Annotated in this window: 21 protein-coding genes; all 21 read right to left on the bottom strand. The window is 62.7% G+C overall.

Annotation, left to right across the window (positions count from 1 at the left end):
- Positions 1 to 50 precede the first annotated feature (50 nt).
- Positions 51 to 1,610: a hypothetical protein gene (locus tag BG60_RS30730; protein WP_051996745.1), complete on the bottom strand. Its 1,560-nt coding sequence runs from the start codon at positions 1,608 to 1,610 to the stop codon at positions 51 to 53.
- 8 nt (positions 1,611 to 1,618) lie between these two features.
- Positions 1,619 to 2,104 carry a hypothetical protein gene (locus BG60_RS30725; RefSeq protein ID WP_034473825.1) on the bottom strand — a complete coding sequence of 162 codons (486 nt, stop codon included), beginning with the start codon at positions 2,102 to 2,104 and terminating at the stop codon, positions 1,619 to 1,621.
- Positions 2,091 to 2,834 carry a phosphoadenosine phosphosulfate reductase domain-containing protein gene (locus tag BG60_RS30720; protein WP_034473824.1) on the bottom strand — a complete coding sequence of 248 codons (744 nt, stop codon included), beginning with the start codon at positions 2,832 to 2,834 and terminating at the stop codon, positions 2,091 to 2,093. The genes BG60_RS30725 and BG60_RS30720 overlap by 14 nt, the downstream gene beginning before the upstream one ends.
- Before the next feature lie 17 nt (positions 2,835 to 2,851).
- Positions 2,852 to 3,685 carry a hypothetical protein gene (locus tag BG60_RS37370; protein ID WP_034473870.1) on the bottom strand — a complete coding sequence of 278 codons (834 nt, stop codon included), beginning with the start codon at positions 3,683 to 3,685 and terminating at the stop codon, positions 2,852 to 2,854.
- The gene (locus BG60_RS30710) at positions 3,685 to 4,170 is read right to left on the bottom strand and encodes a hypothetical protein (RefSeq protein WP_206540331.1); all 486 of its coding nucleotides are present in this window, start codon (positions 4,168 to 4,170) and stop codon (positions 3,685 to 3,687) included. Before BG60_RS30710 ends, BG60_RS37370 begins: the two co-directional genes overlap by 1 nt.
- Positions 4,171 to 4,227: 57 nt before the next feature.
- A complete protein-coding gene (locus BG60_RS30705) occupies positions 4,228 to 4,443 on the bottom strand; it encodes a hypothetical protein (RefSeq protein WP_051996743.1) in 216 nt (71 codons plus the stop codon).
- Positions 4,440 to 6,185, bottom strand: a complete 1,746-nt coding sequence (locus BG60_RS30700) for a hypothetical protein (RefSeq protein ID WP_034473822.1) — start codon at positions 6,183 to 6,185, stop codon at positions 4,440 to 4,442. The genes BG60_RS30705 and BG60_RS30700 overlap by 4 nt, the downstream gene beginning before the upstream one ends.
- Complete coding sequence (locus BG60_RS30695) at positions 6,185 to 6,967, bottom strand: hypothetical protein (protein ID WP_206540330.1); 783 nt, start codon at positions 6,965 to 6,967, stop codon at positions 6,185 to 6,187. The genes BG60_RS30700 and BG60_RS30695 overlap by 1 nt, the downstream gene beginning before the upstream one ends.
- Before the next feature lie 80 nt (positions 6,968 to 7,047).
- Positions 7,048 to 7,557 (bottom strand): hypothetical protein, encoded by a 510-nt coding sequence (locus BG60_RS30690; protein ID WP_051996742.1) that lies wholly within the window; start codon positions 7,555 to 7,557, stop codon positions 7,048 to 7,050.
- Positions 7,558 to 7,567: 10 nt separating this feature from the next.
- Entirely contained in the window at positions 7,568 to 8,101 is a 534-nt protein-coding gene (locus BG60_RS30685) for a hypothetical protein (protein WP_051996740.1), read from the bottom strand.
- 10 nt (positions 8,102 to 8,111) lie between these two features.
- Positions 8,112 to 9,143: a hypothetical protein gene (locus BG60_RS30680; protein ID WP_034473819.1), complete on the bottom strand. Its 1,032-nt coding sequence runs from the start codon at positions 9,141 to 9,143 to the stop codon at positions 8,112 to 8,114.
- 16 nt (positions 9,144 to 9,159) lie between these two features.
- Positions 9,160 to 11,559 (bottom strand): phage fiber-tail adaptor protein, encoded by a 2,400-nt coding sequence (locus BG60_RS30675; protein WP_034473818.1) that lies wholly within the window; start codon positions 11,557 to 11,559, stop codon positions 9,160 to 9,162.
- Between the two features lie 6 nt (positions 11,560 to 11,565).
- Positions 11,566 to 12,186, bottom strand: coding sequence for a phage adaptor protein (locus BG60_RS30670; protein ID WP_034473816.1), 621 nt, complete (start codon positions 12,184 to 12,186; stop codon positions 11,566 to 11,568).
- A complete protein-coding gene (locus tag BG60_RS30665) occupies positions 12,187 to 12,831 on the bottom strand; it encodes a phage adaptor protein (RefSeq protein ID WP_051996738.1) in 645 nt (214 codons plus the stop codon).
- Positions 12,831 to 13,340, bottom strand: coding sequence for a hypothetical protein (locus tag BG60_RS30660; RefSeq protein ID WP_034473813.1), 510 nt, complete (start codon positions 13,338 to 13,340; stop codon positions 12,831 to 12,833). The genes BG60_RS30665 and BG60_RS30660 overlap by 1 nt, the downstream gene beginning before the upstream one ends.
- 65 nt (positions 13,341 to 13,405) lie before the next feature.
- Positions 13,406 to 13,867: a hypothetical protein gene (locus tag BG60_RS30655; protein ID WP_034473810.1), complete on the bottom strand. Its 462-nt coding sequence runs from the start codon at positions 13,865 to 13,867 to the stop codon at positions 13,406 to 13,408.
- A gap of 61 nt (positions 13,868 to 13,928) precedes the next feature.
- A complete protein-coding gene (locus BG60_RS30650) occupies positions 13,929 to 15,029 on the bottom strand; it encodes a N4-gp56 family major capsid protein (protein WP_034473808.1) in 1,101 nt (366 codons plus the stop codon).
- Between the two features lie 110 nt (positions 15,030 to 15,139).
- Positions 15,140 to 15,331 carry a carbon storage regulator gene (locus BG60_RS30645; RefSeq protein ID WP_034473805.1) on the bottom strand — a complete coding sequence of 64 codons (192 nt, stop codon included), beginning with the start codon at positions 15,329 to 15,331 and terminating at the stop codon, positions 15,140 to 15,142.
- A gap of 16 nt (positions 15,332 to 15,347) precedes the next feature.
- Complete coding sequence (locus BG60_RS30640) at positions 15,348 to 15,845, bottom strand: DUF2829 domain-containing protein (protein WP_034473803.1); 498 nt, start codon at positions 15,843 to 15,845, stop codon at positions 15,348 to 15,350.
- Positions 15,846 to 15,854: 9 nt separating this feature from the next.
- Positions 15,855 to 16,799, bottom strand: coding sequence for a hypothetical protein (locus tag BG60_RS30635; RefSeq protein ID WP_034473801.1), 945 nt, complete (start codon positions 16,797 to 16,799; stop codon positions 15,855 to 15,857).
- Positions 16,796 to 19,027 carry a portal protein gene (locus BG60_RS30630; RefSeq protein WP_075583586.1) on the bottom strand — a complete coding sequence of 744 codons (2,232 nt, stop codon included), beginning with the start codon at positions 19,025 to 19,027 and terminating at the stop codon, positions 16,796 to 16,798. The genes BG60_RS30635 and BG60_RS30630 overlap by 4 nt, the downstream gene beginning before the upstream one ends.
- Positions 19,028 to 19,035: the final 8 nt, after the last annotated feature.

Raw genomic sequence — 19,035 nt, 5'->3', positions numbered from 1 at the left:
CTAGCGCATATGGTGCTGGAATCGAACCACAAACAACGGTCTAAGCACGCTTACCGATAGACGATCTGCCCGGTTTTGCTGTCGTAAACCGGGATGCCCTTCGATTGCGCGCCGGCTGCCGGCGATGCGGCTGCGGGGGCCGATGCGCCAAGCCCGCCCGCAGCCGGATTAAACGGATTCGCCGTCGTCGAACCAGACTTGGACGGAGCGCCAGACTTTACGCCAGTGCCGTTGATGATCGCGATGTCGCCCTCGATGATCCGGTTCTGCTCTTCCGGCGATTTGTGGCCGAAGCTGAAGTCGTTCTTCATGCGCGCGTCGAACGCCATGCGTCGCGCCTCGCCCGGCGACGTCGGCTTCTTGTACGACTCGGCATTCAGGAGCATCGGCATCATGCCCTTGATCGAATCGTCGTCGTAGCCTGCGGCCTTCAGCGCGTCGATCTTTGCGCTGACCTTGGCCTTTTCCTTGGCCCCAAGCGTCGAGACTTCGACTTGCGCCTTGTTGTTGTCCTCGGCCATGCGATTGCCCGACTTCTTATCCTCGAGATCGCTTTCGTTCTGTGCCTTGCGATCGTCGCGCGCGATCTCGAAGCCCTGCTTCTGCGCTTCCTCGTCCTTCTTGTATTCGTGCGCGCGCTTATCCTCAACTTCCTTGACCTTCGCCTGAACGCCGATCTTCTTGATGTCGCGGCCGAATACGCGCTGGTCGTGCGCCTCTTCTGCTGCGGCCTTCGCACGCGCAACGTCGGCGTCCGTCTGACGCTTATAGACCATCTCGAATTGCTTGTCCGGCGAGAGCCCGGCCATGCCTTGCTCGATAAGCGTGCGCTGGTCGATCTTCTGCGTCCATTCGTTGCCCTTCGAGTCTTTCAGCCCGATCTCGTAGTGTGTCGAGCCGTCCTGATCCTTGACGAGATTCTTGCTCGTCACGCTGATGCCGTCGTCGACGTTATCGTTATAGAGCGACACCATCTTGTCGACGGCCGTCCCCATGTCGCCAGCCTGCGCGGCTTGATACGCCTGCGCCCAGGTGCGCATGTGCTGCTTGTTCTTCGTCTGGTCCGCCCAATCATTCCATGCCTGCGCCTTCTGCGCATCGCCCTGCGCGAGATACGCGGCCGCGACTTTCGGCACAGAGTTCTTGATGAACAGATCCATCGTCGACGGCGCGCTCTTTTCCGCGACCGCGCGCGCGGTATCGTAGTCGCCGACCTCCTTGCCGTTGACGGCGTACGTCGGCGCCGTCGTCGAGAACTGCGGCGTGCTGCCTTTGGCGGACACATCCGTCTGCTGCGGCATCTGCGCAGCGGGCGACTGGCTCGGGTCGGCGCCCGCCATCAGACCGCCGAGCGCCGGGCTCGTATTCGCCGCGGCCGCGCTCGCGTTGTCGGTCGCGACCGTCGGATCGGCGCTGCCCTTGATGCCCGTCGCCGCAATACTCTTGTCGATCTGATCTTGCCGGGCCTGCTGCGCCTCTTCCATGCCCTTTTGCTGCAGGTCGCGGATCGCGGCCGCATCCTTCGCCGCTTGGATCTGCGCGCCAAGCGAAATGCCGTTATTGATGCCCGACGAGAGCCCGCCACCGAACGCACCGAGATTGAATCCCATGCCTTACCTCACTTGAAAGAGTCTTGCGCGGAAGAGAAAAGCGACGTCCACGGACCATTCGGAGCCGCATTGAATCCGCCACCCGTTTCGCCCGCAGGCGCAGCGCTGCCGAGCGATGCCGTGCCCGCGGCGGCACTGCCGCCGACCGCAGCGCTACTGCCGCCGAGCGTGAACTGTCCGTTTCCTGTTCCGCCACCGGCCATCTGAGCCATGCCGCCCATGCCATACAGGCCCGACGCGCCCTCGCCAGTGCCCGCGCCGATCGCGGGCGTCGTCGATCCGAAGTCGCTGGTGCCCGCGATGCCATTCTTGGCCGGCGTCGTGTCTGTCGAACCTCGCATCGACAGCATGCTATTCAATCCACCCTTGGGCGCGGCAGCCTGCTGCATACCCGCGCGGATCTGCGCGTACGCGGCATTTTGCCGAGCCTGCATTTCGGCGTCTTGCTGCGACTGCGCCTGTCGAAAGCGCTGTTGATCGTCAAGCTGGCCCATCCGACTTCACCTCAACGTTAAATGCCGCGATGTGTTCATGCACCGCCTCGCGGATGACGTCGAGGCGTTGCTGGTAGATGACGTACTGCTCCGGATGGTGCGTCGACAGGTATTGCGCACGCCCCTCTTCCCACCATGCCGAGCACGTCATGCAGTCCGGCGCACCCTTCATGGTGCTGTAGAAGAGCGGCAGTTCGACGCCGCGATCCTCGAGGAATTCGAACACCTGTTCCGTCGTCCAGTTCTCGAGCGGGAACAGATATTGGATGCCGCCGTCGGTGTCGCCCGAGCGCAGCGGCCCCTTGTGCGTGTCGACGTTCTTCTGACCGCGCACGATAAGCGTGATGCCGTCCTGGCTCATGCGATTGGCGAGCGGCAGCATGATCGAGCGCACGCAGCACGAATAGCGGTCCTGCATCAGCGTGCCGCGCCCGGTCGCATGCAGGCCGATCGGCGTCGAGCTCACCGGCAGCAGATCCGTCGGAATGCCGAACTGCACGATCGATTCGCGCTGACCGCCATCGATCTCGACGAAATGAGGAACCATCGCGCGCACGCGCTCGACCACTTCGAGCGTCTCCGGAAACGGATCGCCCGCGTTCACCCAATACACGGTCAGGTCCGGCCAATGCTTTTCCAACAGGTAGAGCATGGCGAGCGAATCCTTGCCGCCGGAGAATTGCAGGCCGATGCGGCCGTTCTTTGCGTGGTGCGCGATGATGTCGTTCATTTTTATGTGTGCGTGAGTTAGAAAGCCATGATGCCGGCGCCCGCGACGGTGCCGATGAGATTGCCCATGCCTGCGCTGCTCGACGCCTGCGCCTGCTGGCCGAGCCCCCAAGCCTGAACCTGAGTGCCGTACTGCGAATTGAGCGCGCCCGCCTGCCCCTGATAGCCGGACATCGCGCCGTTGAACCCGGTGTTCATGATTCCGGTGCCGGCGATGAACGCGTTGTTGCCGGATTGGTTGTTGCCGACGGCCGAGTTGCCGGCGGTCGTGGCCGTGCCCGATGCCGCGGTCGCGTTCGCGGCGATGCCGTTACCCATGTTGATCGCGTTCACGCGCATGGCTTCGGCCTTGTCCTTCACCGATTGCCGCGCGCCGTTCATCGCGCCAGCGGCCGCGACCGACGTCGAGAGATCGGCGGAGCGCTGTGTGCCCGCCCATCGGCCCGAGTTGGGATTGATACCCATCGACGCCATCGAGCGCGCATTCGCCGCGTTGTTCGTCGCGGCGCTCGACATCACATCGGCTTTCGCCTGCGCGGCGGCCGCCTCTTGCTTTTCCGGCGTGTCGTAGTTCTGCGCTTCTTGGATGTATTGATCCTGAAGCGGCTCGAACGTGTTCGTCTGACGGTCTTGAAGATGCGCCGCCCACGCATTGTTGGAATTCATCGAGTCCAACTGCGCGTTTGCCACCTTCGCATTTAGCGCGTCGGTCGCATCCTGCCGCTTGGCATAGTCCGCGTAGGTGTCGCGCGCATACTGGAGCATGTCTTGCCCGGTCTGCGCCTCCATCATCGCGGCTTCGCCGATTTTCGGATCGGCTTCCGGCGCCGAAGCACTCGAAGAGCAGCACATTATTGATTCTCCCTCGCGGCGCGCGCGCTTTGTTCGGCTTCCAGATTCACCAGATAGCCCTCGTACCCTTCCTTGTGCGCGTGCATCCGGATCTTGTGCCCGACGTGCTTCGCCCATTCTGGCCCGCCAACTAACAGGCCCGCGTGCGTGATGAGATCGACGTAGGACGAGCGCAGAATGTAAGCGATGCGCTTCTCGTACTCTTCGCCCTCGCTTTCCATGCGGTTCGCAACCTGCCAGTTCGTGATCGAATTCGTCAGGATCACGTTCAGCGAGGCAAAATTGGTCGCATAGAAGGGATTGCGCGGCAGCGTAACGAGCACATCGAACATGCGCGTGTTGATCTCCGCGTTCGACAGCACCTTGTCCCGGTCGATCAGGTCATCCCAAAAGTGCAGGATGTCGACGATCAATTCGATGAAGTCGGCCGCATGCTTGTTGCCTTTCATCAGGTCGAGCGTTTCTTGCTTGTCCGCGAAAATCATGCTCTGCCCTTGGTTCCGATTTCGCAACATTGTATGGTTTTCAAGACCATAGGCCAATCACTGCGACGTGCGGATGCCGTCGAGCATCTTCCAGATCGCGGCGACGTCCGCCTGAAGCGCGTTGAAGTCGGCGGCGCTCGGCGCGGCGGTGAGTTGCTTCGAGCGCATGCGCGTCGTCGCGATGTCGCCGCGGCGCACGGCCGCCTTCTTCCGGTCGCCGCGATCGCCCGCGAGAACTTCCAGTTTTTCGGTATTGATGCTTTCCGCGCTCATATCAGTGCAAGCTCCTGTGCATTGGTTGCAAGGCCGATCTCCGCGATCTGCGTGTTGGAGTTCACTTCGATCTCCCACACGCGCGCCACGAAGCCCGCCGGCAAGCGCGCGACGCGGTTGAGCGTCGAGACGTTGGCGACGAGCTTCTTGTCCGCGTAAATGTTCACCGACACGAACGGACGATCGTTGGCGCGGCGCATGAGATCGCCGCCGACGGCGTACGCGCCGACCGCCGCACCGCCGACCTCACCTTCGATCGACGGATTCGGGAAGTGCGCGGCGTTCCAGGCGTTGTCATCGGCAATCTGCTGCTCATACGCCGCCTGCTCTTCGGGCGTGCGCGTGCCGCCGGCCTCGATGAAGATCGCGCCGAAGTTCGTCGGCTTCGGCATCACGAACTGCTTGGATTTCCATGTGAGCGTCGCATTGGACTGCCCGACCGCATCCCACTCGTAGACCTCGTTCCCGAACAGCATGAACATCGCGCCGGTCGGAATGTCGTACGTGAGCGCGTCCGCCTTCAGGTTGGTGCGCAGGAGAAACGGCGTCTGCCCCGTCATATCCACCAGAAACGAACCCGTCTGCGGCCTGCCGTCGGTATCGACGTATCCGTACGAAGCGAAGTAGCGCCCGGCGAACTGGCTCGCAATCAGCGTCGCGGGCGACATTTTCTGCCAGTCGCTTCGAGTGAAGAGCGCGTCGCTCATGACGCTCGCGCCGGACGACGAGATAACCGCGAGCCCATCATTCGACGGATACGCGACCGAATAGCCCAAGTCGACGACGGCGCGCGCGTTGACGCATGGAATGTTCTGCTCGACCTTCTCCATCGACATCGAATCCGGCGACGTGCCGGTGACGACGTACGGATTGCCCGTCGTGAGTACGGCAATCGTCGAGCCGAATGCGCCGATCGCGACGATTGGATAGTCCGTCGTGAGCACGTACTTTTCCGGCCACGCGTGCGGCCGCCACGGCTCGCAGAACATCAGATCCTTGCCGTTGAACGCGGCCATGAGGCCATTCGGCAATGCCGTCAAGCCTTGCAGCGTGGCCGGCGGCGGATCCCAATCGATCGACGGGATAGGTTCTTGCGCGGCCGACAGGTTCACGACGTCGGCATAGTTCGCCGAGCTCGCCGCGCGCTCGGCCACGAAGTACAGGCCGCTCGACACGTTGCCCGATTGCGTGCGGTAGATGCGCTGCTTCGTGATGGATCGGCCCGCAGGCGCAGCAGCGAAGCCCGACAGCGTGACCGTCTGCCCCGGTTGCCAGTTGATGAAGTTCGATGCCGGGCTCGGCGCAGACTCTTCGCCGAACGACGTTACCCACGTATAGACGTAGAGCAACGTCGTGACATCCGAACTCGTCGCCGATCCGGACACAGAGCCCGCGAGCGCGCCGGCCGGCGGCGAAATGGCGAGCGGATAGACGACGCCCGCGACGCGCATCTTCGGCGCACCGTCGCCTGTGTAGTAGAGCCGATCCGTCGCGACCGGTCCCGGCGCTGCGTCGACGTCGGTTGTCCACGCAAGCCACTCGGCGCCGTTCTTGTAGACCGTCCGGATGGAACCGGCCGCAAGACCCGCAATCGTCGTGGTGAATTTGCGCTGGCGAACCGGCGTCAGGCTTCCATCCTCGAGCCGCACGTTCACGGCGTTCTGCGATGCCGTGTCCGCAAGCAGGCGCGGCAGCAGGCGCGGAACCTCGCCGGAGAACTGTGTGAGTTTCAGCGTAGGCATTAGAGCGTGCCCTTGTACTGGATATAGGCGAGCGCGTAATACGGCGGCCTGTTTTCATGCGCTTGGCCCGAGCCGTTGCTTTGGGTCGAAATGCCGGTGCCAGAGCCGTAAATCTGGATGCCGGTTGCGGAGGGATTCAGCCAAATGCCCGTACCGCTACCGTTGATGCCGACCGTCCCGTATGAGCCAATATCTGCGCCACCGGCGGTGAAGCCGCGCGGCCAACCACCCCCACTAAGAGGAACTTGCGTAGGCGAGCTGTGCGCGTGGCCGGGATCATTGACATAGTGATTGTGGCCGGGGTCATACACGCCATGCGCATGTCCGGGGTCGTTGATGCCGTGATTGTGCGCCGGCATTTGCGCCGTCGTAAGCGCCACGGTATCGACGCCGCCCTTTGCGCCAACGGCGTATTTCGAACCTGCCGCTCCGGCGCCGACGACAAACAGGCCGCGAAGGTCAATCGTGCCGTTCGTACCATCGCACAACACCCACCCGCGGGGAATGTCCGTGACCGCCCCGCCCCACATCGCGATGATGCCGAGCATCGAATCCGGGATGATGCGATCCACGAACGCCGCATTCGTCATGCGCACTTCGATTCGATCGTTCGGCGCGAGCGTCAGTGCGGCCGTGCCCTCCTGCGCGCGGACAACCGTGATGACGTCGACGTTTCGCGCCGTCGCCTTCATGATCTCGTACGAACCGTCCGACTTGATTGCGTACAGCGGGAATACGTCCTTCGCGCCGAGCGTCGGAAACTTCACGCCGTCGCCGGGCATGAGCGTCAGCGTCGTCCCGGTCGCATCGACGGCCGCAGCCAGCTTCGATACGGCATTGTTCGCCAGCTTCATCATCGTCATCAGACACTCTCCAACGGTGCGAGTTGGTGCGGCACCATACCGCACTTTACATTTGCCTCGAGCAACCCCGCCACTCCAAGCAACAACTGATAGGCCGAGTTCGGGTCATAGCGCCACGCCTCGGGAAAGCCCATTGCCTCAAGGCAGGCTTCGTCGCAGAAATAGCGGTTCCCGACACCCTTCAGCGGGCGGAACAGGAAGCCGAATAGCGCGAGCGTGTCGTACGGTGCGCCCTCGTTCGCCTTGAACCACGCCAGCGCGGCGGCGTCCTGCTCGGCCGTCGTCGGCACGTCGATAACGTCCCACATGGCCGGGTCGAGCACGATTTGCGCGCAGCGAACGCCCTTGTCGAGCCATGTGGATGACCAGCAGGTCGATAGGCCGGTCGATGCCTGCGTGCCGAAAACCAACTCGCAGTGCGAGTAAGGCCCGCACGTCCACCACTTCGTAAGCACGCCAAGCCAGCCCTTCCAGCCCGGATGCTTGCCTTTGAAGAATGCGACTTTCATCGTGCTCTGCTTAGTGGATCTGCGCTGCGGTTTGATCGATCTTCGCCATGATGTCGTCATAGGAAGCTTGCGCGGCCGCGGGATCCGCCGCGCCGATGACTTCGTACTTGCGCATGCGCAGCGCGCCGAGCGTCGCGAGCGCGCCGTTAAGCATCACGGACTGCGCGAGGATGATGTCGGTTGCTTCCTGATTCGTCTTGCCGGCGGGCACCGCGAAGGCCGTCACCCACGGTCCCGGATCGCCGACATAGCCCGCATCCTTGAATGCCTGCGCCGCGGCCTGCCGCTCGAGATATTCCTGCGCGAAACGCATCCAGTTCGAATAAATGTCCGCGACCTTCACGTCGATGGCGTTGGTCAGCCGTTCCTTCAGCGCGTCGAGCGATTCGCCGACTTGGTAGGGCTCTGCCGTGTTGCCCTCGGCAAGCCACGCCTCGTATTCATCTTCGAAGCGATGACCGGTCCCAAGGTCGAATGTCCATTCCCTGCCTGCGCCGTCAACGTATTGGATGGTTTTGGGATCGGCGGTGAGTCTGTAGGTCATTTGAATTTCCTTAGAGTCGAGCGTCGAGCGTTACTGTGTCATTGAACTGAGTCACCTGACCGGCGGCCGTAGCAGTGCAATAGACAAACGTCCCTGCGGCGCTGGTCGAGTGTGAGGAAGTGGCCGCGCAGTTAGACGTATAGGTGCGCGCAAGCGAGACTGCGGGAGTCCACCGCATCGGCGGTGAGAGCACGTACTGGCAACCCAAGTTCGCCCCGGCAATCGACGAGTGCTGCATAACAGTCGACTGCACCTGACGGTAGTACGGGAGAATCCGCAAAGCCTCTTCGTTCCTTCCGCGAAACTCGAAGGCCGTCGGGGCGCCGCCGTTCCCGTTAAGGTCATCTGAGCAGTTCGGGCTGCTGATCTCAATCTGCGCCTCCATCACGTTCAGCGTTCCCGTCCATCCGGCCGGAAGCCACAGACCGATCTGAAGAAGGTCGTTGCCGTTGGTGCCGATCGTCTTGCCCGCAACCGAAGGAACGTCAAGGCGCACAGAGAACCGACGCGGAATATCACCTAGCTTCACACGCCAGTTCACCGCCTTGTCGAGAATGACAGCAGCGGAAGGAGAGCCGCCCGTACCGAAGTTCTGATGAGCCAGCAGACCCGGAATAACGCAGTCCGATCCAGCGCTGCACTGGAGCTTGAAGCTCACCGTGACCGTCTTGCTTGCGAGCTTGGCAACTTGCTGGAGACGTTGAGCGAAGTACGGCAGATTGCGAGCGGCCAAGGTTCCAGTGGAAGCCGTGGTCTGATTCCAGATCATGCAGTACGTGGCGCCGCCGTCCAGGTATTGAAGCCAGTTGCTGGCCGCCGTGTTCATACCCGCCCAATAGTTCACATTGCCAGCACCGCCCGCGCCGCTATAACCGACCCACATGGTCGACACATACTGCGCAGTGGTAGTCAATGCGATTGGAAGAGCGGACGCCGCCCCATACCAGCTATCGAATGCACCGTCGATGAAGAAGTTTCGGTTAGACAGCGGCAGGTTCTCGTTCACATCGGAGAGCCGTGCCAGATTTACGGCTTGAGACATAGAGTTCTCCTAGTGGTTAGAGACGGCAGTCGCAATCGACATAGCCGTTCTGCACTTCACACACACCCGCCGCAGCGGACAGCATGTAAAAGCGAAGCTGATAGGCCGAGTACACCGCCACGTTGCTCGATTGCACGTTCTGCGCGACAGGGAATGAGGCGAAGCTGTAGGCAAGCGCTGGCGTCGCCCGCTTGCGAGCCATCGGGAGAACCGTGCCCCCGTAGCAGTTCGCCGAAGCTGCTTGGTACAGGAACGAGATATGCACCCGCTCAAAGTAGCGAGTGATCCGGTCGAGCTCAGGCTGCATCCCGCGGAACTCGAACGGCGTCGGACTACCGCCGTTGCCGTTGATATCCGAAGAGGACGTCGGCGAGCACAGTTCGCATTGAGGCTCCATCGCGTAGAGCGTGAACGTGACGCCCGGCGGCAGAGTGAGCCCGATGGATAGCGAGTCGTTGCCGTTCGTGCCGATTGCCTTTCCCGCAATAGACGGGACATCGAGGCGCACAGAGAACAGCTTTGGCGTGGTCGTAACGACCCAGTTCACGGCCTTCGAAAAGTCCACAGCAGCCGAAGGCGAGCCACCCGAGCCGAAATTTTGCAACGCATAGATCTGCGGAATCGTGATCGACCCCGCCGCAACCCACAGCTTGATACCAACGGTGACGGACTTCCCCGCTGCGGTATGCACACCTTCAATCGACTGGCGGATCAAGCCTGTAGAGCTTCCCGCAACTGAACCGGTCGAGGCTGTCGTTTGAGCGTAGGCGAGTGCGTAGATCGGGTTTGAATCCCCGGTGTAACTTCCGCTGCGGACGTCAAACTGCGAGAGCGTCCCTGCGCCGCCCGTACCAGCCTTGGCCGCCCACATAGTCGCCGCAACATAGCTGCTCGGGGTGACAGGTAAGGCGGCGGTTGTTGCTACCCACGAATCAAAGCGCCCGTCTACGAACAGGTTGCGGCTCGATTGCGGCGCCGTGTTTTGCGTGGAGCCGTCCGGAAATGTCAGGCCACCGGAGACAATCACAGGGTTCGTCGCGAGCAACGCATTGGCGATGCTCACCGCATTGAGCGAGAAGATGCTGAACGTTTCTTTGCCGTCTGCCGTGAAGTTCTGCAGGTAGAAGCCGCTCGTATCGTCGGTGTAATCCGTCCCGTAGTTCAGGAACAAGCCGCGCAGCATCAGCCACGCAAAGCCTTGGACGTGCGGAAAAGGGACGAACGAAGCGCCGGCCGCCGGCACGACGTTGCTCAGTTGAGCATTCGCATTGCCGCCCGCCGACGATGCGGCATAGACGCCCGTCAGCCCGTCGCAGCAGAGATTGCCCGCATAGCCCTGAATCACCTGCGTTTGCTGCGTGCCGCCCTGCATCTTCACAGTCAGCTTGTACGCGCCTGTGGTCTGATTGATGACCATGAACGGGTGCGACGTGGCCGGCACCGTAACGACAGTATCGGCCGTGAGCACGCCCGTAAAGGCGATGATGGCGTTCAAGAACTGCGCGGCAGTGAGCGTCATCGCCGGACCCGTCACCGGGATGGCGATGTACGCGTTCATGTTCGCGGCCGTGGAAGCAACGTTCTGCTCGCTCGTCTTGGCGTTTTGCTCGCTCGTATGCGCCGCGCCTGCGCTGTTCGATGCGGCGAGCGCGCTGTCCGCCGACTGGCCGGCGCTGATGCCCGCCTGCGAAGCGTAGACCTTCGCGGAAAAGCTGGTTCCGTCGACCGTGCCCGTCGGCTTGCTCGCCCACGACTGAGCCAGAGCCGCGCTGTCGGCCGACGCGTTCTTGCTCGTCGTCGCGGAGTCGGCGGATTGGCCGGCACTGACGGCCGCTTGCTCGGCGGCAACCTGCGCGTCGTGCGCCGCGCCAGCGCTTCCATCCGCAGCTTGCGCGTCCGCATGCGCCTGCGCAGCGCTATCCCCTGCCGCTGCCTCGCTCGCAGCCGAGTTCGCCTCGCTGTTCGCGGCCGCGAGTGCCGATTCTGCCGCGGCGAGCGCGGATGCCGCCGCGCTGTCGGCGAGCCCGTCGGGATCTCCGCTCGCGCGGCGGTCGGCGATGATGCTCAAGATGATCTGCTGTTCCCACGCGCGGCCTTGCGCCGTCGTGGCCGTCAGTTTCACGGCATAGCGCATGCCGCCGATGCCGCCTTGCAGCCAAACCTTCGCGATCGTGCCCGACGCGTCGACGAGCGTGCCCGGCATCGCAACGGATGGATCTGCCGGCGAGACTTCTGCGGCGAAGCTCGCGATCGTGTCCGTCGGCGAGAGCCAGCGTGTGAAGAAGAAGTCGTAGTCAAGCTGCTCTTCTTGGCGCTGCGCGAGCGTCGCGATCATCGGCGACGAGTCGGGCGCAACCATGACGACGCGCGAGCGCGGCGCGTCGATGAAGTCGGTCGGGATCGGCGGATAGTTCATTGACCGTTACATGTATTGCGCGCGGGTGCGCAGTGGCGCGCGCTGCTGGCCGCGAATAACCTTCACCTTCAAGCCGTCGATGTCCCGCTCGTACAGCATTTGCTTCTGCTGCGCGAGATTCGGATTGCTGTAGGGCTTGCCGGGAAGCATGAGAAGGCGCGCGAGTGCGCCGTGCGCGATGGTTTCGCGATGCTGGTCAGCAATGAAGTCCGGAGCCTGATCGGCGTCCTGGCTCAATTCGAGCGTCGACCACACCTGCACGGTGCCGGCGGCGGCCGGGACGAGCGTGATCGTGCCGGGCTGCGTCTGCGTGAAGAACTTCGGCGCTCCGGCCGGCGCCATCGTGCGCCAGTCGTTGATATGCGCGTCAAGCCATTGCGTCGATGCGGGATCGAGCTTCGCGCCGTTGAAGTTCACGCGCTCGATATCGAAGAGCATCGCGCCATACGGCGCGGAGATCGCCTGCGATTCGGCGGCGGACACGTCGAAAGTCTCGTCGAAGCGCCACAAGCGCGTGCGCCGGCAGAACTCCGCGATGCTGTCGCGCACCGCGTCGAACGCGGCCGGATCGGACACACCGACCGCCGACGGCTTGATCTTCGGCAGGAAAACATCAAGATCGCGCACTTACACTCCTGCTGTTTGAGCGGCCTGAGCCGCTTGCTGTGCATCGCCGAGCGCGCCCGCGAACGCCGAGTAATGCGCTGCGGCGAGTTGCCCGCTCGCGTCCTCGCTTTCGCGCGACAGCGCGCGGTAGAGCACGAACGACGTGATCGCGCTCACGTATTTGTCGCGAATCGGCAAGACGTCCGTTAGCGCGGTCAGTTCGGGAGGATTGGCGCAGTTGATCGCCTCGACCTTCACGCCGTCCGCGGCCGGCGGATAGACGTAGAAGTGAAGCGGATCGGCGTCGTAGTCGTAGGTGACATGGCGGATGCGCGTCGACACGCGCGCCATGTGCCAGTCAGGGATCTGCGTGTCGAGCTCGGCGCGCGAAGTGGGCGTGATCGCGTAGCCGGGCGTCACGCCGTCGGCCGCGATGTTGCGCGGCATGTCGATCAGACGAAGCGAGTCGTCCGGAACCGTCTGCCGCGTGCCCGCGACGAGCGTCCATACGCTCGTCTGCTCCATCGCCGACGGCTTGCGCGTGGCAATCTCGCGCAGGGCGTCATGAATCCACCGCAAGCGCTCTTCCAACTTCCAGCGGAGCAAGTCCACGTCGTTGAGCACATCGCTTGTGCGATCGATGACGTCCTGCACGGTGATAGCCATTACTGCGCTTCCCCTTGCAGAGCCGCCTCAATCTTCTCGGCGGTCCATTTGCCGTGCGGAGCCTTGCCGAACTTCTCCTTGTATTGCGCCGCGAGCAGCGCGCGGAGTTCCGACTTGTCCTCGACCGGCTCGCCGTCGTCCGATTCTTCATTGCCCGCGCCGGTCTGCTCGACCGGTACAACCGGCACGATCGGCGCAGCCTGCACGACGGGCGCGGCCGGTGCCGACGGCGCTATAGCCGTGATCGGGCGCGGCGGGGCGGACGTAATCGTCGACTCGCTGATCGGCGTTGCGCTTTGCGGCGCTTGCTGCGCTTGCTGCGCTTGCTGCGCGGCGAGATCCACGGCGAGGCGATACGCTTCCGGAATCGACAGGAAGCGCGCCATGTGGATCTGGTTTTCGACAAACGCGACGTGGCGGCCGTCCGCGATCGGCGCGAAGTGGTAGTCGGTTCCGCCGATATCGACCTTCGTACCGCCTTCACGCTTCAGGATGCATTCGATGTTCATGTGGGTGTCCTTTGAAAGAAGGGGCCGTTAAGCCCCTTCGTGTTCTTCTGGTTTGCTGGTGCGGTTTAGCCGACGATGAAGAGCGTCAGCGCGACGCGGCCCGTCGGTGCGCCGGTTGCCGGCGCGGTCGTGACCTTCACGCCGATGGAGCGCGCCTGATCGGTTTCGGCGATGCGCAGCGCCGCGTTCTTGCTCAAGCGCGTGAAGCCGCCGTTCTTCGCGGTCACGTCGGCCGCGAACAGTTCATTGCCGACCGTGCGCGCGTTGTCGAGCACGCCGACCTTGCCGGACATCAGGCCGATGTCCATCACGATCGCGGGTGCGCCGTTGGTGTCGAGCTTGTCGACGTCGAGCGTCGCATCGACGATGCGGCTGTACTCGGGCAGCACCGCCAGTTCGATCACGTCGTTCAGCGCGAGCGCCTGCGCGAGATCGATGTAGAACGTCTGCGCGACGACATCGCCGGCCGCGCAAGGCGCGATGACCGTCTTTTGACCGGTCACGAATTTCGATTGCAGTTGAGTCATGGATTGCTCCGGTGGATGCAGAAGAGAGGCGCGAGGCCGGCGTTACCCGGCCCCGTTCGGCTTAGGAGTTCGGATCCTTCGCGTACGTGTCGATCGAGATCACGCCGAAGTCCTTGCCGTTGAACTGCGTCTTTTTGATGCCGCCGATGAAGCCCGAAGCGACGGTCGGCTCGTTGCCGAAATCCTTCTCTTCTTCCTTCCAGTCGTAGCGCAGGCCGCCCTTCGAGCCATACGCAACGACAGCAGCCTGACGGCCCATGAACAGCGCGCGAGCTGCGGGCAGGTTTGCGCCTGCGCCGTAATCGCTGAAGCGGATCGTGTTGCGGTGCGAATGCAGGATCGTGTTGCCGATCATGCCGAGACCGCCCTTGAAGATCGGGTTGTTACGACCTTCAGCAGCAGCGGCCGCCTTCTGAATTTCGAGCCAGCCGGCAGCGTCTTGCGTGCGAAGCTGGTATTCCTGGAACGGCGACATCAGCAGCACGTAACGATCTTCCGTGCCTTCGACCGAAACCGGGACCATGTTGGCCGTGTCCGGATTCATCGCCTGCATCATCGAAGCCTTCACCTGTGCGCGCTCGACGAGCGTGCGGCTCATGGTGTCGGTCGCGGCGAGCGATGCCTTGCTCGTTGCGGCACCGCCATACAGGATGTGGTCCGCGTCCGGAGCCGTGAACGGGTTGTTCGCGAAACCGGTGTAGGTCAGACCTTCGATGAAGTCCGCGTTCACGCCGCGCGCGCCCGACAGGTACATGAAGATCAGTTCGTCGACGAGACGGCCGAAGTAGTCGCCGAGACGATCGCGCGCGACCTTGCGCAGATCGTGCGACGTGCGCTTGCGCGTCATGCGGCCGCCGGCGGATGCCGACTTACGCACTTGGTCAATCGCCACTTCGTCGGTGAAGAACTTGAGTTGCTCTTCCTTGCCCTCGAGGCGCTTGTCGCCGTACGTGGGCTCGCCGCGCATTTGCACGCAGAGATCGAAAGAGATACGGTCGCCCGAGTCTTGCTCGAGTTCCGTCTTGCGCTGGATCACCGAGTTGTCGTCGGTGCCGATGAACTTGCCTTCGAAGTACGACTTCTTGGCAGCATCGACCGCCAGATTGGCGGACCACTTCTTTTGGGCTTTTACGTCACCAAATGGGACGACGGTTTGCGACATATGGAGTGCTCCATGAATGGATTGAACAGTTCACGTCGCACTCCTGCGCTACGTTGGTCGGATTTTCGCCGCGATGGTCTTAAAAGGCAACCACTGAAGGCAAAAAAATGCTATTCGCGGCCGCTCAGACCGTACGATGCCGCGACTTGCGCCGGGCTCGCGCTCTGCACGCGCTTGATTGGGACCGACTTCGGAGCCTGAAAGGCGAGGCGCGCGAGTTGGCCGGACTTCTCTTCGAGCGTCACGATGATTCCCGAGCCGATCTCTACGCTCTCGCCGGGTTTCAGGTCAATTTTCAGCACTGTCGGTCCCTTGTGGTTACTCTACGATTTGCCAGTCCGTCGCGAGACAGTCATTCACGCTCGGCACCCACGTCGATACCGTGTTGTCGACCGTCTTAATGGCGAAGTAGGCGTTATACGGCACCATCGCGCCCTCGCCGAAGAACGCCTTCGCCGCGCCGGTCTGCACCGGATACGATGCCGGCGGGACCAGATAGACGAACTGGCCCTTGCCGTTCCAGCCTGCGCGCGCGACGCGTTGACCGGCGCGCAGCGCCATGAGAGCGAAACCGAATCCGCCGAGCGAACATTCGCTCACGCTCCAATACGCGCGCTCGAAAACGTCCTTCGGGCTCCAACTGATGTAGCCCTTGAAGTCCGGATGGTTCGACTTGCCTCCATCGACGTATTCGACGAGATAGCCGGGGTCCAACGGATCTTCGTCCTCGGGAACAGTCCATCCGCGCAGTTGGTTGTACTCGAGGCGCGACATCGGCACGGCGTTGACCGTTTTCGTTCCAATGAATCGTTGCATGTCCGCTCCTTATTGCGCGCAGTAGGCGTCGCGCTCGGCCTTCGACATGCGCGCAAGCTGCTCTTCGTATGCCATCGGGTCCGTCTCGGCAAGGCGGTCGAGCGCTGCATACTTGTTGCCGCTGGTGTCCGCATGCTCCGCGCTCGGCACGTTGCGCAACGTAGGCGGAAGAACAGGCTTCTTCACGCCCGGCTTCGTCTCTTCCTTCGCCTGCTCGGTCTTGCCGGCCGGTGCGCCGAACTCCGCGACGATGCCTTCGTGCGCCTTCGCCAAGATCTCGTTGTACGACAGGCGCGGATTCTCATTCGCGACGCGCTTCACTTCCATGTCGAGCGCGCGATACAGGACCGAGCCTTCCTTGTACTGCGTGTTCGCCTTCAGGAACGAGCCGACGGCGCTATTCCAATCGTTCTTGGCCTGCTGCTGCGCCATGTCCGCGGCGATCGCGGCCTTGTCGAGCGCGCGTTCGATCTCGCGTTCCTGCTTGCCGAGCGAGTCGCGCGCCTCTTCGAACTCGTCGAACGTGATATCGCCGTCGTCGTACTGTTTGCGCAGTTCGCCCTTCTTGTCGGCGATCTCCTTCAGCCTCGCGTCCGCGTCTGCCGGCGCCTCGGCAACGAACGCAGGGCGCGGCTGTTCGCCACTTGCGCCCGCTCCTTCACCCGCGCCGTCACCTGCGCCCGCACCAGATCCACCAGCATCGTCGCCCGCTCCACCGGCAGCGGCTCCATCGGCACCGCCTGCAGCCGCGGCATCGGCATTTGCTCCGGCATCGCCAGCACCGGCTCCACCGTCGCCACCTTCGCCAGCGCCCGCAGCAGTTCCCGCGTCCCCGGCGTCAGATCCCCCGTCACCAGCACCACTACCGTCGCCCGATCCATCGATCTCGTCCCCGTTGTCGTCGAGAGCGAGCGCCGCGCGCTCTTCGTCAGTCAATCCGTCGTTGATGTTCATTGCTGTGGCAGTCCTTGAAGTTGATTAACATCGTTTGGTGCCGCACCATTTGGCACCATTGCTGCGCCGCCGGGTTGCTGTGGCGGCATCTGCGGCGGCATCGGCGGTTGTGCGCTCTGCTGCGGGATGATCCCGGCACCGGGCGCGCTCCACCCTGCCTCCTTCAGAATATTGTCCGCGACCATCGCCGTTGCCGGCGCGACGATTGCGATCTCCGCGGCTTGCTCGGCCGCGAGCGAAGCATTCACCTTGTCGAGAATGGTCGCGCTCTGCACCTTGGCGGTGTCGGCGGCCAGCTTGTCCGCGCGCGCCTGCTTCTCGGCAATTTCCGCCTCGGTCATGCGGTCCTGTTGATCCTGCGCCTTCTGCTGCGCCGCTTGCTGCGCGGCTTGCTTCGGGTCCGGTTCCGTCGCATCCGGGTCCGATTGGCCGTTGACCTGACGAATGCGGTCGACGATCGCGTCGCGGTTCGGCAGATCCATCGATTCGACCAGCAGGTCCAGCAGGACGAGTCCGATTTGCGGCGGCATCTTCGCGATCAACTCGCTAAGTTGCTCGGCGGCGGCCGCACGCATCGACGCGCGCCAGTCCGATTCCGAAATAACGAAGTCGGCCTTCGTGCGCACGATGTCATTCTCGGGCAGTCCGTCGTTCACGCTCACGAAGTCGGGCGTGCCGCGCATGTTCGTGATGCGGAAATCCTTCTGTTCCGTGAAGAACTGTTCGATCAGCGATAGCTGCGTCTCGCCTTGGATCTGCACCGCAAGGCGCAGATTGTCGAAGAGCTTGTTCGTCGATACGCTGCCCTGCTCTTGCCGCGCCTGAATCGCGACGCCGGACACGGCGTTGGTCGAGCGGCCCATGAGTTCGTCGGTGACGCCGCCGATTTGCTGCACCATCTGGATATTGCGCGAGAGCAACTCCAGGTGCGCGGGCGCGAGCTCGCGATCGACGTTCAATTCGATGCTCTTGCCCTGCTTCTTGACGATCACGGCATCCGGACGGCTCACTTCGTCAATGAACTCGTCCATGTCCTCGACTGCGCCTTCATCCATGATGACCTTGTTCGTCGACAGGATGTGCAGCGCCTTCGATGCCCGCTTGTTGATGTCGTCCTGAATGTCGCGCATGTAGCGGATGACGCCGTACGGCAGGCCATCGCGGCCGCGCTTGTAGCCCCAAACAGGCGTGAACGGGAATCGGTTGTGCCGATACGGGCTCGCGCCCTCCCACAGCAGGCCGGCGGACGTGAAGATTGCGCAGCGCACGCGCATCGAGATCCGGTCGATCAGCACGCCGCGACCGCTCGATACGTCCTCGACGTGGCCCGGATGGCTTTCGTCGTAGACCTCGCCACGGTATTTGTCGCTGTAGAGCCGTTGGACGGGCATCGGCGTGCGATACCAGCACTCGATCAGGCGCACGCGATCGCGCAGGTTCGAAACGAGCGTGCGAGAGTAGCCATGCTCCTGCCGATCGTATTCGGCGCTGTCCATCGCGTCGTCGCCGATGTCCTCGCCGAGCGCACCGCCATAGCGCGAGCCCGTCGTGACGGCGTTCGTGATCTTTTCCGTGCGCTTCGGGAAGTACGCCTTCGCGATATCGATGTCGGTCCACTTCACGCGGAACACGTAGCGCGCGTCGGACAGGTCATACTCGATCGATGCCGAGTCCCACAGCATATTGCGCCACGACTCGTAGCGCGAATAGACGGTTTCGCCGTCGTCGTCGTCTTGCGCACCATCCTCAAGCCAGCCGATACCGACCTTGACCGCATCTTCGAACGCGCGCGAGCGGTGAAACTGCGTGCGGTTCACGTCGCTCAAGTATTTCAGCAGTTTCGTCTTGAGTTCGGCCGACTTGCCTTCCTCTTTGTTGCGCGGGAGGACGTTGAAGTCAGTCCGGCCGCGCTTCTCGCTGCCGATGATCCAGTTCACGCTGGTCGCGATGACGTTGTAGACGAGCGGCGCTTGCCCGCGATCCTTCAGGACGCGTGCCTCTTCCTCTGTCCACTGGATGTTGTCGAAATAGTCCTCTTCGACGGCTTGCTGAAATCGGTTCTCGCCTTGACGGTCGAGTTCCTGCACGTAGAAACCCATGAGGCGGGTGTGCAGATCGTCCATTTCGGGCGAGTCGAGCGGGTTGTCCGGCTGCTCTGCCGGCGCGTCGTCGCCGAGATCCATGCGGTCGACGGGACTATCGGTGTGTACCCGCTCGTTCTCAAACATCCTAGCTC

Origin of the sequence: Caballeronia zhejiangensis, from assembly GCF_000698575.1 — a bacterium.
Classification (GTDB): Bacteria; Pseudomonadota; Gammaproteobacteria; order Burkholderiales; family Burkholderiaceae; genus Caballeronia; species Caballeronia zhejiangensis.
This window is presented reverse-complemented; position numbering and strand designations above follow the sequence as displayed.